Source organism: Streptococcus oralis (genome assembly GCF_001578705.1).
Lineage (GTDB): Bacteria > Bacillota > Bacilli > Lactobacillales > Streptococcaceae > Streptococcus > Streptococcus oralis_J.
Genome location: NZ_KQ969039.1, coordinates 157,402 through 170,342, shown reverse-complemented (window position 1 = coordinate 170,342; position 12,941 = coordinate 157,402). Strand labels below are relative to the sequence as shown.

At 41.2% G+C, this 12,941-nt stretch carries 14 protein-coding genes, 1 other RNA gene and 1 pseudogene; 14 read left to right on the top strand and 2 right to left on the bottom strand.

Features of this window, described 5'->3' with window-relative positions; translation table 11 throughout:
* Positions 1 to 24 precede the first annotated feature (24 nt).
* The 3 genes and pseudogenes from tnpA to SORDD05_RS08895 all read left to right on the top strand — a co-directional run.
* Positions 25 to 210 (top strand): annotated as a pseudogene (gene tnpA / locus SORDD05_RS08905) (IS200/IS605 family transposase); the annotation flags it as partial.
* Positions 211 to 474: 264 nt separating this feature from the next.
* Positions 475 to 708 carry a sigma(X)-activator ComW gene (comW, locus tag SORDD05_RS10300; RefSeq protein ID WP_061419175.1) on the top strand — a complete coding sequence of 78 codons (234 nt, stop codon included), beginning with the start codon at positions 475 to 477 and terminating at the stop codon, positions 706 to 708.
* A gap of 237 nt (positions 709 to 945) precedes the next feature.
* On the top strand, positions 946 to 2,232 hold the full coding sequence (locus SORDD05_RS08895; RefSeq protein ID WP_038804379.1) for an adenylosuccinate synthase: 1,287 nt from the start codon (positions 946 to 948) through the stop codon (positions 2,230 to 2,232).
* A gap of 482 nt (positions 2,233 to 2,714) precedes the next feature.
* On the opposite strand, the gene SORDD05_RS08890 is transcribed toward SORDD05_RS08895, so the two are convergent.
* Positions 2,715 to 3,260, bottom strand: coding sequence for a hypothetical protein (locus tag SORDD05_RS08890; protein WP_081102482.1), 546 nt, complete (start codon positions 3,258 to 3,260; stop codon positions 2,715 to 2,717).
* A gap of 265 nt (positions 3,261 to 3,525) precedes the next feature.
* On the opposite strand from SORDD05_RS08890, the gene tadA reads away from it, so the two are divergent.
* The 8 genes from tadA (at position 3,526) to SORDD05_RS08850 (ending at position 8,822) form a co-directional block, all read left to right on the top strand.
* Positions 3,526 to 3,993: a tRNA adenosine(34) deaminase TadA gene (gene tadA / locus SORDD05_RS08885; protein WP_061419172.1), complete on the top strand. Its 468-nt coding sequence runs from the start codon at positions 3,526 to 3,528 to the stop codon at positions 3,991 to 3,993.
* Positions 3,994 to 4,025: 32 nt separating this feature from the next.
* An RNA gene (gene ffs / locus SORDD05_RS08880) (signal recognition particle sRNA small type) lies at positions 4,026 to 4,125 on the top strand.
* 54 nt (positions 4,126 to 4,179) lie between these two features.
* Positions 4,180 to 4,623: a dUTP diphosphatase gene (locus SORDD05_RS08875; RefSeq protein ID WP_061419169.1), complete on the top strand. Its 444-nt coding sequence runs from the start codon at positions 4,180 to 4,182 to the stop codon at positions 4,621 to 4,623.
* Between the two features lies 1 nt (position 4,624).
* Positions 4,625 to 5,140 (top strand): histidine phosphatase family protein, encoded by a 516-nt coding sequence (locus SORDD05_RS08870; RefSeq protein WP_061419166.1) that lies wholly within the window; start codon positions 4,625 to 4,627, stop codon positions 5,138 to 5,140.
* Positions 5,141 to 5,153: 13 nt separating this feature from the next.
* Entirely contained in the window at positions 5,154 to 6,515 is a 1,362-nt protein-coding gene (radA, locus tag SORDD05_RS08865; protein ID WP_081021137.1) for a DNA repair protein RadA, read from the top strand.
* Between the two features lie 72 nt (positions 6,516 to 6,587).
* Positions 6,588 to 7,082, top strand: a complete 495-nt coding sequence (locus SORDD05_RS08860; protein ID WP_004246703.1) for a beta-class carbonic anhydrase — start codon at positions 6,588 to 6,590, stop codon at positions 7,080 to 7,082.
* 214 nt (positions 7,083 to 7,296) lie between these two features.
* Entirely contained in the window at positions 7,297 to 8,265 is a 969-nt protein-coding gene (locus SORDD05_RS08855) for a ribose-phosphate diphosphokinase (RefSeq protein WP_000010181.1), read from the top strand.
* A 119-nt stretch (positions 8,266 to 8,384) separates the two neighbouring features.
* Complete coding sequence (locus tag SORDD05_RS08850) at positions 8,385 to 8,822, top strand: CoA-binding protein (protein WP_000076478.1); 438 nt, start codon at positions 8,385 to 8,387, stop codon at positions 8,820 to 8,822.
* Between the two features lie 26 nt (positions 8,823 to 8,848).
* Here the strand turns inward: SORDD05_RS08850 and SORDD05_RS08845 are convergent, their stop codons facing one another.
* A complete protein-coding gene (locus SORDD05_RS08845; protein WP_061419162.1) occupies positions 8,849 to 9,859 on the bottom strand; it encodes a YeiH family protein in 1,011 nt (336 codons plus the stop codon).
* Positions 9,860 to 10,010: 151 nt separating this feature from the next.
* Between SORDD05_RS08845 and SORDD05_RS08840 the strand changes: the two genes are divergently transcribed.
* The 3 genes from SORDD05_RS08840 to plsX are packed head-to-tail and all read left to right on the top strand — an operon-like array spanning position 10,011 to position 12,936.
* Positions 10,011 to 11,180 (top strand): pyridoxal phosphate-dependent aminotransferase, encoded by a 1,170-nt coding sequence (locus SORDD05_RS08840; protein WP_061419159.1) that lies wholly within the window; start codon positions 10,011 to 10,013, stop codon positions 11,178 to 11,180.
* On the top strand, positions 11,177 to 11,947 hold the full coding sequence (recO, locus tag SORDD05_RS08835; protein WP_061419156.1) for a DNA repair protein RecO: 771 nt from the start codon (positions 11,177 to 11,179) through the stop codon (positions 11,945 to 11,947). Before SORDD05_RS08840 ends, recO begins: the two co-directional genes overlap by 4 nt.
* Entirely contained in the window at positions 11,944 to 12,936 is a 993-nt protein-coding gene (gene plsX, locus SORDD05_RS08830; protein WP_061419153.1) for a phosphate acyltransferase PlsX, read from the top strand. Before recO ends, plsX begins: the two co-directional genes overlap by 4 nt.
* The last annotated feature ends 5 nt before the right edge of the window (positions 12,937 to 12,941 follow it).

Sequence of the window (12,941 nt, the reverse complement as noted above, 5' to 3'; positions counted from 1 at the left end):
TTAATATCGAAGTAGTTTGGGAGAAATATTCCATCAAGGATAAGTGTTTCAAGTTTCATGGGTTATTTAAAAGGCAAAAGTGCACTCATGATGTTTGACAAACACGCCAACCTCAAGTACAAGTTTGGCAACCGGCATTTTTGGGCAGAAGGTTACTACGTGAGTACAGTGGGACTTAATGAAGCCACAATTAAGAAATATATTCAAGATTAAAGAAATTATCCAGCGTCTTTAGGCGCTGGTTGGTAATTTGGGCTTATAGCCCTGGTGCAAACCACCCGTTAGACGGGTAGTTATGATTTTATAAATGAAGTAAACTTCTCAAAATTCAAAACTTAATTTTGGCATCTATAATTACCTTTATATTTTATTTTTAGTTCGTTTAGCTTTAAATTCTTCTTTTATAGGATTTGAAGCTTCTTTAGTTCGTTTTTCTGTTAAACTAGTGTTAATAATAAGAAAGGGATTTTTTATATGCTTCAAAAATTTTATGAACGAGCATTTGTCTTTTTGAAACTAGTTGAACAAGAATATGCTTCTTTATGTCAGAGTTGTGCTGAGTGGGAATCACTTCATCTTCGGTTTTTACTTTATTACTTGATAAGATTTAGAATTAAAAGCGATAAAGAGTTTTGTTTATATCATTTTCAGACGGCCTATCGCTTGTATCTAGATAAATTCTTGCTAGAAGGTACTACTCTAAACTAGTGACGTTCATATATCATTTATCACGAACAATAATCTGTATTGATTTTATATTTTGTAGGATTTTGTTTAATTTTTAAGGTTTTGAATTTTGTTATTTACAGAAATTCCAAATCTTTTCCAGTGTTTCTTCTTGATAAAATGGTCTTTTTTTCTTATAATAAATTGTAAGATATAATTGCAGGTGAGACTCCTGCCATGTATATGAGAAAGGAAGAGCCTAGCGGCTCAGACAAGATTATGACTTCAGTTGTTGTTGTAGGTACCCAATGGGGCGATGAAGGTAAAGGGAAAATTACAGATTTTCTTTCAGCTAATGCAGAGGTAATTGCTCGTTATCAAGGTGGTGATAATGCTGGTCACACCATTGTGATTGATGGAAAGAAATTTAAGTTGCACTTGATTCCATCTGGAATTTTCTTCCCTGAAAAAATTTCAGTTATTGGGAATGGGATGGTTGTGAACCCGAAATCTCTTGTGAAAGAGTTGAGCTATCTTCATGAGGAAGGTGTGACAACTGATAACTTGCGTATTTCTGATCGTGCACATGTCATTTTGCCATATCATATTGAATTAGACCGTTTGCAAGAAGAAGCTAAGGGCGACAATAAAATCGGGACTACTATCAAGGGTATTGGCCCAGCCTACATGGATAAAGCTGCTCGTGTAGGGATTCGAATTGCGGATCTTTTGGATAAGGATATTTTCCGTGAACGCTTGGAACGCAATCTTTCGGAAAAGAATCGTTTGTTTGAAAAATTGTATGACAGTACCCCTATTTCAATTGATGATATTTTTGAAGAGTACTATGAGTATGGCCAACAAATCAAGCAGTATGTGACAGATACATCTGTTATCTTGAATGATGCACTTGATAACGGTAAACGTGTACTTTTTGAAGGTGCACAAGGTGTCATGTTGGACATTGACCAAGGTACTTATCCATTTGTTACTTCTTCAAACCCTGTCGCTGGTGGTGTGACAATTGGGTCTGGTGTTGGTCCAAGTAAGATTGACAAGGTTGTAGGTGTATGTAAAGCCTACACAAGTCGTGTAGGAGATGGACCTTTCCCAACTGAGTTGTTTGATGAAGTGGGAGATCGCATTCGTGAAGTAGGTCATGAATACGGTACAACAACTGGTCGTCCACGTCGTGTGGGTTGGTTTGACTCAGTTGTGATGCGTCACAGCCGTCGTGTATCTGGTATTACCAATCTTTCATTGAACTCTATCGATGTTTTGAGCGGTTTGGATACTGTGAAAATCTGTGTGGCCTATGATCTCGATGGTCAACGTATCGACCACTACCCAGCTAGTCTTGAACAGTTGAAACGTTGCAAACCTATCTACGAAGAATTGCCAGGGTGGTCAGAAGACATCACAGGAGTTCGTAATTTGGAAGATCTTCCTGAGAATGCGCGTAACTATGTTCGTCGTGTGAGTGAATTGGTTGGCGTTCGTATTTCTACTTTCTCAGTAGGTCCTGGTCGTGAACAAACCAATATTTTAGAAAGTGTTTGGTCATAGGAGATTTTTAAGATTAGTTTAAGAGAGGGCGGGTATACTATAGATAGTTACAAGAAAACCTCCTAACTTGTTGTAACAAATATCCTAAACTTTTCTTTTTCATAATAATCTCCCTATTAAGTCACCGCATTCGGTGGCTTTTTTAGTTCATAAGTCCTATATAGGCTTCTACATGACTTTTTAAGATAAAGAAAAAAAACAGTGGGATAGAAATCTCTAGACCAAGTCTCGATTTGGTAAACCTATATCTGTAAGATTTCAACGTTTGAGTAAATTGGTTAATGTTGTGAATGGAGAAAAGAAGTTTTGGTAAAAGTAGCTTTTTGAATTCTAAAATACCAACAAACAGTTCAATCTACTAATAAATTATAGGTGTACAACTAAGCAAAAATGAGGTTGGGATTTTTGATCCCAGCCTCTTCAGTGAACTATTTTCTTTAGAATTTATAAGTTAGATAAAACTAAATTTTTTGTAAATTAGCTTATTTGATAACTTGGTTTCCTGATTTGTCATTTTGAATTTGGTTCATTTCGTGCATAAAAACATCTGCTTTCAGTTTATCTGTGATGATACTGACACTTATTAACTTATTTAGATTTTTCTCATATCCTTCTAAAAAAATAGGATTTCTAATTTTCATGGTTAACTTTGCACAATTAAAGGGACGCTTTTTAATGGTTATTTGTTTGATATCTTGAAGTTTAAATTGATAATGTAATACGCTGAGGCCTCTGCTACTATAGGTATAATACTGAACAGTATTGTTTTTATGAACTTCTAATTTTACTCCATTTATGAAGAGACAATACCCCATAAACCATAGAAGAAGTGGAGCATAAATCAGTACGATTGCTATAATAATCTTGTCTGTAAAATCGGTATTATAAGCTATCAGATGCTTTAGAATCCAGAGAATCATAACAGATAAAGATATCATGAACGGTCCCCCTGTTCTATTAAGTTGATTTTTATATGGAAACATTAAGGTAAATTTTGGTTTATCCAGTAATAACTCTAATTTCATCATTTACCCTTTCATATTGTTTATTGTATAAATATCAGTATATTCATCTCTTGAACTTTCTATGTCAGTTATCTCCATTATTTTAAGTTCATGATTTCTGATTTTCTATCAATTTTGTTAATATTATACTCTTTTTAAAACATTATTTCTACAATCCAGCGATTTGATACTATCTAAAGTTAGTCAGTGTAAATATTATAGAGCTCTTTTTTTGTCTAGGAAAACATGCTATAATGATAGAATTGATAAGCAGGAAAAGAGAGAAACTATGGATTATACAGTTGAAGAAAAAGAAGCTTTTATGAGAGAGGCTTTGAGAGAGGCAGAAATTGCTCTGGAACACGATGAAATTCCAATTGGTTGTGTGATTGTCAAGGATGGAGAAATCATTGGCCGTGGGCATAATGCGCGCGAGGAGTTGCAACGGGCAGTGATGCATGCAGAAATCATGGCCATAGAGAATGCGAATGTGAGTGAAGAGAGTTGGCGCTTGCTGGATTGTACGCTTTTTGTGACCATTGAGCCTTGTGTTATGTGTAGTGGGGCGATTGGGCTTGCCCGTATTCCAAACGTAGTCTACGGGGCTAAAAACCAGAAATTTGGTGCTGCTAGTAGTTTGTACGATATTTTGACAGATGAGCGTCTTAATCATCGTGTAGAGGTAGAAACGGGAATTTTGGAAGATGAATGTGCAGCTATTATGCAAGACTTTTTTCGAAATCGACGGAAAAAATAATTTCTCTTTTAAAATAGAGAGGTATGTGGTATAATAAACAGTGGAGCAACAATTCTGCGTGAAGCGGGTCAGGGGAGGAATCCAGCAGCCCTAAGCGAGTGTGAATTGTGTGCTCTTTTTTCGTGCTTTTTTCGAATAAATAAGATAAAATAGCCTAGAATAAATGATTATAGAAAAGAGAAAAATATGAAAATTCGTGGTTTTGAATTGGTTTCGAGTTTTACAGATGAAAATTTGCTACCGAAGCGTGAGACAGCTCATGCAGCTGGTTATGATTTAAAGGTTGCGGAACGCACTGTGATTGCTCCAGGAGAGATTGTTCTCGTTCCGACTGGTGTCAAGGCTTACATGCAGCCGACAGAAGTGCTCTATCTCTATGACCGTTCTTCAAATCCTCGTAAGAAGGGTCTGGTCTTGATCAACTCTGTTGGCGTTATTGATGGGGATTATTATGGAAATCCTGGAAATGAGGGACATATTTTTGCGCAGATGAAAAGCATTACTGATCAGGAAGTGGTTCTTGAAGTTGGGGAACGTGTGGTTCAGGCTGTCTTTGCACCATTTTTAATCGCAGACGGAGATGAGGCAGACGGCGTGCGGACTGGTGGTTTTGGATCAACAGGACACTAGAATGAAAATCATCTTTGTACGTCACGGGGAGCCAGATTACCGTGAGTTAGAGGAACGTTCTTATACAGGTTTTGGGATGGATTTGGCCCCCTTATCTGAGAAGGGACGACAACAAGCTCAGGAACTTTGCCAAAATCCCTTGCTACAATCAGCTAACCTACTAGTGACTTCAGCAGTAACGAGAGCTTTAGAAACGGCTTTTTATGTATCTTGTGCTACTGGACTTCCTTTGAGAGTGGAGCCTATGTTACACGAATGGCAGGTCTATGAAGCAGGAATAGAAAACTTTGAAAGAGCTAGATGTCTGTTTTTAGAAAACAATGGAGAGTTGCTCCCCAATGCCCCTATTCAATATGAGACAGCTGCGGAGATGAAGTCTCGTTTTCTAGAATGCATGGTTAAGTATCGAGAACATCAGACTGTGGTAGTTGTCGCTCATCGAATGCTCATACGTCAATTTGTGCCAAATGAGAAGATTGATTTTTGCCAAGTGATTGAGTGTGAGATAGAGATTTAGAAAGAGGTTTATTATCGCAAAGAAAAAAGCGACATTTGTATGTCAAAATTGTGGGTATAATTCCCCAAAATATCTAGGGCGTTGTCCTAACTGTGGGTCTTGGTCTTCTTTTGTAGAAGAGGTTGAGGTTGCCGAGGTCAAGAATGCGCGTGTATCCTTGACAGGGGAGAAAACCAAGCCCATGAAACTGGCTGAGGTGACTTCAATCAATGTCAATCGAACCAAGACGGAGATGGAGGAATTTAACCGAGTGCTTGGAGGCGGAGTGGTACCAGGGAGTCTCGTCCTTATCGGTGGGGATCCAGGGATTGGGAAATCAACCCTTCTCTTACAAGTATCGACTCAGCTGTCCCAAGTAGGGACTGTTCTCTATGTCAGCGGGGAGGAGTCTGCCCAGCAGATTAAACTCCGTGCAGAGCGCTTGGGGGATATTGATAGTGAGTTTTATCTCTATGCAGAGACTAATATGCAGAGTGTTCGTGCTGAGGTGGAGCGCATCCAACCAGATTTTCTCATCATTGACTCTATCCAGACTATTATGTCTCCTGAAATTTCAGGGGTGCAAGGATCTGTGTCTCAGGTGCGTGAGGTGACGGCTGAGCTTATGCAACTGGCTAAGACTAATAACATTGCCATTTTTATCGTAGGGCATGTGACTAAGGAAGGAACCTTGGCGGGTCCGCGTATGTTGGAGCATATGGTGGATACGGTGCTTTACTTTGAAGGGGAGCGTCACCATACCTTCCGTATTTTGAGGGCAGTCAAAAACCGTTTTGGTTCCACTAATGAGATTGGCATTTTTGAGATGCAGTCGGGTGGATTGGTTGAGGTCCTCAATCCGAGTCAAGTTTTCCTAGAAGAGCGTTTGGACGGAGCTACTGGTTCGTCAATCGTTGTGACCATGGAAGGAACTCGTCCGATTTTGGCGGAGGTACAGGCTTTGGTAACACCGACCATGTTTGGGAATGCCAAGCGTACTACGACAGGTCTTGACTTCAATCGTGCGAGTCTGATTATGGCTGTTTTGGAAAAACGTGCAGGATTGCTCTTGCAAAATCAGGATGCCTATCTCAAATCTGCTGGTGGTGTCAAATTGGATGAGCCTGCCATTGACTTGGCTGTTGCGGTTGCTATTGCTTCTAGTTACAAGGACAAGCCTACCAATCCTCAGGAATGTTTTGTGGGTGAACTGGGCTTGACTGGAGAGATTCGACGCGTGAATCGTATCGAACAACGCATCAATGAAGCGGCTAAGCTTGGATTTACAAAAATCTATGTACCCAAGAATTCCTTGACAGGAATCACTCCGCCCAAAGAAATTGAGGTCATTGGTGTGACAACGATTCAGGAAGTTTTGAAAAAGGTCTTTGCATAATCCGTGACAAATCCTCTTAAAAATGATAAGATAGGAGAAATGTTTGATGATCAAATTTTTAAGGGGGAAATCGTGTCGTATTTTGAACAGTTTATGCAAGCCAATCAGGCTTATGTTGCCCTTCATGGGAAATTAAATCTGCCACTTAAGCCGAAAACAAGAGTAGCAATTGTGACCTGTATGGACTCACGGCTACACGTCGCGCAAGCTCTGGGTCTGGCACTTGGGGATGCCCATATCTTGCGGAATGCGGGTGGTCGAGTAACTGAGGACATGATTCGTTCACTGGTGATTTCCCAGCAACAAATGGGGACAAGAGAAATTGTGGTGCTTCACCATACAGACTGTGGAGCTCAAACTTTTCAAAATGAGTCTTTTCATGAACATTTGAAACACGAGCTCGGAGTTGATGTGTCTGATCAAGATTTTTTACCATTCCAGGATGTTGAAGAGAGTGTGAGAGAGGACATGCAGTTGCTTCGAGAATCTCCACTGATTCCTGATGATGTGGTTATTTCAGGTGCTGTCTATGATGTGGATACAGGAAGTATGAGAGAAGTATACTAACTTTGTCTCGAAAAAATTTCATCCTAGCATAAAATCGATTGTTAAAATGTAGGATTTTTAATTTTAATATAGCTAATATAAAAAAGTAAAAAACAAGGGTATAAATGTTTGCTCTTGTTTTATTTTTGATTGAAAAATAAAGGAAAAAGCGCTACAATGGTAGATGTAAAATGTTGTGTAAAAAACAAGCGATACATAAATACCGGAGGAAATCATGTCTTTTTCTGATTTAAAGCTGTTTGCCCTTTCTTCTAATAGAGAATTGGCAGAGCGTGTGGCGCAAGAGATTGGAATAGAGTTGGGGAAATCGACTGTTCGCCAATTTTCAGATGGGGAGATTCAAGTCAACATTGAAGAATCAATCCGTGGAAAACACGTCTTTATCCTACAATCAACGAGCTCACCTGTAAATGACAATCTGCTCGAAATTTTGATTATGGTAGATGCCTTGAAGCGGGCTAGTGCAGAATCTGTCAACGTTGTTATGCCTTACTATGGTTACGCACGTCAGGATAGAAAAGCGAGAGCGCGTGAGCCAATCACTTCAAAACTCGTTGCCAATATGCTAGAAGTGGCTGGAGTGGATCGTTTGTTGACGATTGATTTGCACGCTGCACAGATTCAGGGATTCTTTGATATTCCTGTAGATCACTTGATGGGTGCTCCATTGATTGCGGACTATTTTGAACGTCGTGGCATGGTCGGCTCTGACTACGTGGTTGTCAGCCCAGACCATGGTGGGGTGACTCGTGCTCGTAAATTGGCAGAGTTTTTGAAAACTCCGATTGCGATTATTGACAAACGTCGCAGTGTAGACAAGATGAATACCAGCGAAGTGATGAACATTATCGGTAAGGTAGAAGGTAAGACTTGTATCTTGATTGACGACATGATCGATACAGCTGGAACCATCTGTCATGCAGCGGATGCTCTTGCTGAAGCAGGTGCGGTTGAAGTTTACGCAAGCTGTACGCACCCAGTTCTTTCAGGACCGGCTATGGATAATATCCAAAAATCAGCTATTAAGAAATTAGTTGTTTTGGATACCATCTACCTACCAGAAGAGCGTTTGATTGATAAGATTGAACAAATTTCGATTGCTCATCTTCTAGGCGATGCTATTATCCGTATCCACGAAAAACGTCCTCTTTCTCCTTTGTTTAGCATTGAGAAAAAGATTTAATCTTTCACTTGAAATAGATAGTTCTCCTAGCAGGTTTCTTTTCTTGCTAGGAGATTTTTATAGTCAAAATCTGCAAGCCTTTTCAAAATATGCTATACTGATGAAAAAGGAGGATTTCTATGAGTCAAGAATTTATCAATCCAAGTGATGGTGTGATTCGTCAGTATTTAGCAACCAGTAAAACCTTAGCGGTAGTGGGTTTGTCTGACCGTGAGGAAACAACTAGCAATCGAGTGACCAAGGAAATGCAAGCTAGAGGCTATAAAATCATTCCAGTTAATCCCAAGGCTGCAGGTGGGGAAATCTTGGGAGAGAAGGCTTATGCGAGTCTAGCTGAGATTCCTTTTCCTGTGGATATTGTTAATGTATACCGACGGAGCGAATTTTTACCAGATGTGGCGCGTGATTTTCTCAAGGCTGATGCCAAGATTTTCTGGGCACAACTGGGACTTGAAAGCCTAGAAGCAGAAGAAATCTTGCGTGCTGGAGGATGTGACGACATCGTAATGAATCGCTGTATCAAGAGAGAACATACACGCTTAATTCTTGAACAATAAAAGGTAGCCATGGGCTACCTTTTGTGTTATAAAGTACCAATCAATGCTTGCATGCCAAGACTGGTGAGGATGATGGCAATCCAGCAAAGTGCTCCAAGAAGAATGGATTTACCGCTGGATTTGACCATGGCAATCAGATTGGTTTTGAGACCGATGGCACTCATGGCCATGATAATGAGGAATTTGGAGAGTTGTTTGAGAGGGGTGAAGAAGCTACTAGACACACCGAGAGAGGTGAGAAGAGTCGTTAGGAGAGAGGCTAGGATGAAATAAAGGATAAAAAGTGGGAAAACTTTTTTTAGTTGGAAATCTTGGCTGTTTTTTTGTTGGCGGCTTTGCCAGTAGGAGAGAAAGAGCGTAATAGGAATGATTGCTAAGGTGCGCGTGAGTTTGACAATGGTTGCAGATTCGAGGGTATTGGTCTGGTAGAGGCTGTCCCAGGAGCTGGCGGTAGCCGTTACAGAAGAAGTATCATTGACTGCAGTTCCTGCAAAGAGGGCAAAGCCGTCATTGGATAGGTGAAGCCAGGTTCCTAGAGTTGGAAAGATGAGCGCAGCCAAGACATTGAAGAAAAAGATAACGGAAATGGCTTGGGCGACTTCTTTTTCCTTGGCATGGATAACGGGTGCTGTCGCAGCAATGGCAGAACCACCACAGATAGAAGAACCCACTCCAATCAAGGTAGCCAGTTTTGTGTCTAGCGCAAAGAAACGCTGGAAGAGGTAGGCGACGATTAAGGAAATCGAAATGGTGGAAAGGATGACAGGGAGTGAAGTTTGTCCAACTGCGAAGACTTGCGAGATATTGAGACCAAAACCGAGTAAGATAACGGCATACTGGAGCAATTTCTTGGAACTAAAGGTCAAACCTGCGTCTAGTTGTTTGTAGGGTGAGAGCCAGGGGTGGAGGAGCATTCCAGCAAAAATTGCAAAGACAGGTGCGCCCACGACGGGGAAAAATCCTCCCAGGAACCAAGATACGATAGAAATGATAAGGCAGGTCAAGATTCCTGCTCCATTTTTTGATAAAAATGACATATAAACCTCCGAAAATAAGCACTTATTATTATAGTCCTGTCGAGAAGAAAAGTAAAACAGAAAGTGAAAAATCCGGGTTTCAGATGGATTTTGCGGTCAGGGAGCTTTTGTAGTATAATAGTACTATGTTCTGTAAGCAAGGGGGATATCTATGGACTTAACCAAGCGCTTTAATAAACAATTAGATAAGATTCAAGTTTCCTTGATTCGCCAGTTTGACCAGGCTATTTCGGAGATTCCTGGGGTCCTGCGTTTGACCTTGGGGGAACCTGATTTTACAACGCCAGATCATGTTAAGGAAGCGGCTAAGCGGGCCATTGACCAGAACCAATCCTACTACACAGGGATGAGTGGTCTGTTAACGTTACGTCAGGCAGCCAGTGATTTTGTAAAAGAAAAATACCAGCTAGATTATAATCCTGAAAATGAAATCTTGGTTACAATTGGGGCGACAGAGGCTTTATCTGCTACTTTGACAGCTATTTTGGAAGAGGGAGACAAGGTTCTCTTGCCAGCTCCTGCCTATCCAGGATATGAGCCGATTGTCAATCTAGTTGGGGCAGAGATTGTCGAGATTGATACAACTGAAAATGGTTTTGTCTTGACTCCTGAGATGTTGGAAAAGGCCATTTTGGAGCAAGGGAACAAGCTCAAAGCAGTTATTCTCAACTATCCAGCCAATCCGACAGGAATTACCTATAGTCGGGAGCAGTTGGAAGCCTTGGCAGACGTTTTACGCAAGTATGAGATTTTTGTTATCTGTGATGAGGTTTACTCAGAGTTAACCTATACAGGCGAAGCCCATGTATCTCTGGGAACTATGCTGAGAGACCAGGCTATTATTATCAATGGCTTGTCTAAATCGCATGCTATGACTGGTTGGCGTTTAGGCTTTATCTTTGCTCCTGCAGCTTTCACAGCTCAGTTAATCAAGAGTCACCAATATTTGGTTACTGCCGCAAACACTATGGCTCAACATGCTGCGGTGGAGGCTTTGACCGCTGGTAAAAACGACGCAGAGCCTATGAAGAAGGAATACATCCAGCGTCGTGATTATATTATCGAAAAGATGACAGCTCTTGGTTTTGAAATTATCAAACCAGACGGTGCCTTCTATATCTTTGCTAAGATTCCAGCGGGCTACAATCAAGATTCCTTTGCTTTTCTGAAGGATTTTGCCTATAAGAAGGCCGTTGCCTTTATCCCTGGTGCCGCCTTTGGACGTTACGGAGAAGGCTATGTGCGCCTGTCTTATGCAGCCAGCATGGAAACGATCAGAGAGGCCATGAAACGACTTGAGGAGTACATGAGAGAAGCATGATTCAGTCTATCACGAGTCAAGGCTTGGTGCTCTACAATCGTAATTTTCGTGAGGATGACAAGCTAGTCAAGATCTTTACCGAGCAGGCGGGCAAGCGCATGTTTTTCGTCAAACACGCTGGCCAGTCCAAACTAGCTCCAGTTATTCAGCCCTTGGTGTTAGCACGATTTCTCTTGCGAATCAATGATGACGGCCTTAGCTACATCGAGGACTACCATGAGGTGATGACCTTTCCCAATATTAATAGTGATCTCTTTGTCATGGCCTATGCGACCTATGTAGCTGCCCTTGCAGATGCTAGTTTGCAGGACAATCAGCAGGATGCTCCCTTGTTTGCTTTCTTGAAGAAGACTCTGGAGTTGATGGAAGCAGGCCTAGATTATCAGGTCTTAACCAATATTTTTGAAATTCAAATCTTGACTCGATTTGGAATCAGCCTTAATTTTAATGAGTGTGTCTTTTGCCATCGGGTCGGTCAGGCCTTTGACTTTTCTTTTAAATATGGAGCCTGCCTTTGCCCAGAGCATTATCATGAAGATGAGAGACGTTGTCATCTCAATCCCAATATCCCTTATCTGCTCAATCAATTTCAAGCTATTGATTTTGAAACCTTGGAGACTATTTCGCTTAAGGCAGAAATCAAGCAAGAGCTACGCCAATTTATGGATCAACTCTACGAAGAGTACGTTGGGATTCACCTAAAATCAAAGAAATTTATTGATTCCCTAGCAGACTGGGGACAATTACTAAAAGAGGAAGACAAATGAAAAAAATCGCAGTAGATGCTATGGGGGGCGATTATGCACCTCAAGCCATCGTTGAGGGTGTCAATCAAGCCCTGGCTGACTTTTCAGATATTGAGATTCAACTTTATGGAGATGAAAGCAAAATCAAGCAATATCTAACAGCGATAGAGCGCGTCAGCATTATCCATACGGATGAGAAAATTAACTCAGACGATGAGCCGACAAAAGCAATCCGTAAGAAGAAAAATGCCAGCATGGTATTGGCGGCTAAAGCTGTCAAAGAGGGAGAAGCAGACGCCGTCCTCTCTGCTGGCAACACAGGTGCCTTGTTGGCTGCAGGATTCTTCATCGTGGGTCGTATCAAGAACATTGATCGTCCTGGACTTATGTCTACCTTGCCGACCATTGATGGAAAAGGCTTTGACATGCTAGACCTTGGAGCCAATGCGGAAAATACAGCCCATCATCTGCACCAATACGCTGTTTTGGGTTCCTTCTATGCGAAAAATGTTCGTGGGATTTCGAAACCACGTGTTGGTTTGCTCAACAATGGAACAGAAAGCAGCAAGGGAGATCCGCTTCGTAAGGAGACATACGACTTGCTAGTGGCTGATGAAAGTTTGAACTTTGTCGGAAACGTGGAAGCACGTGATCTGATGAATGGCGTTGCGGATGTTGTCGTAACAGATGGTTTCACGGGAAACGCTGTTCTCAAATCCATTGAAGGGACAGCCATGGGAATTATGGGCTTGCTTAAGACGGCTATTACAGGTGGTGGCCTTCGAGCGAAACTAGGTGCTCTTCTTCTCAAGGATAGCCTTAGAGGTTTGAAAAAGCAACTCAACTATTCAGATGTTGGAGGAGCGGTCTTGTTTGGTGTCAAAGCACCTGTTGTTAAGACTCATGGCTCAAGTGATGCCAAAGCTGTGTACAGTACGATTCGCCAGATTCGTACCATGCTAGAAACAGACGTAGTTGCCCAGACTGCGCGTGAATTTTCAGGAGAATAAAAGAG

What these genes read in the sequence shown, in the direction of transcription:
- comW (WP_061419175.1), top strand. Translation starts at nt 475, where the DNA reads ATGCTTCAAAAATTTTATGAACGAGCATTTGTCTTTTTGAAACTAGTT.
- SORDD05_RS08895 (WP_038804379.1), top strand. Translation starts at nt 946, where the DNA reads ATGACTTCAGTTGTTGTTGTAGGTACCCAATGGGGCGATGAAGGTAAA.
- SORDD05_RS08890 (WP_081102482.1), bottom strand. Translation starts at nt 3,260, where the DNA reads ATGATGAAATTAGAGTTATTACTGGATAAACCAAAATTTACCTTAATG.
- tadA (WP_061419172.1), top strand. Translation starts at nt 3,526, where the DNA reads ATGGATTATACAGTTGAAGAAAAAGAAGCTTTTATGAGAGAGGCTTTG.
- SORDD05_RS08875 (WP_061419169.1), top strand. Translation starts at nt 4,180, where the DNA reads ATGAAAATTCGTGGTTTTGAATTGGTTTCGAGTTTTACAGATGAAAAT.
- SORDD05_RS08870 (WP_061419166.1), top strand. Translation starts at nt 4,625, where the DNA reads ATGAAAATCATCTTTGTACGTCACGGGGAGCCAGATTACCGTGAGTTA.
- SORDD05_RS08855 (WP_000010181.1), top strand. Translation starts at nt 7,297, where the DNA reads ATGTCTTTTTCTGATTTAAAGCTGTTTGCCCTTTCTTCTAATAGAGAA.
- SORDD05_RS08850 (WP_000076478.1), top strand. Translation starts at nt 8,385, where the DNA reads ATGAGTCAAGAATTTATCAATCCAAGTGATGGTGTGATTCGTCAGTAT.
- SORDD05_RS08845 (WP_061419162.1), bottom strand. Translation starts at nt 9,859, where the DNA reads ATGTCATTTTTATCAAAAAATGGAGCAGGAATCTTGACCTGCCTTATC.
- SORDD05_RS08840 (WP_061419159.1), top strand. Translation starts at nt 10,011, where the DNA reads ATGGACTTAACCAAGCGCTTTAATAAACAATTAGATAAGATTCAAGTT.
- recO (WP_061419156.1), top strand. Translation starts at nt 11,177, where the DNA reads ATGATTCAGTCTATCACGAGTCAAGGCTTGGTGCTCTACAATCGTAAT.
- plsX (WP_061419153.1), top strand. Translation starts at nt 11,944, where the DNA reads ATGAAAAAAATCGCAGTAGATGCTATGGGGGGCGATTATGCACCTCAA.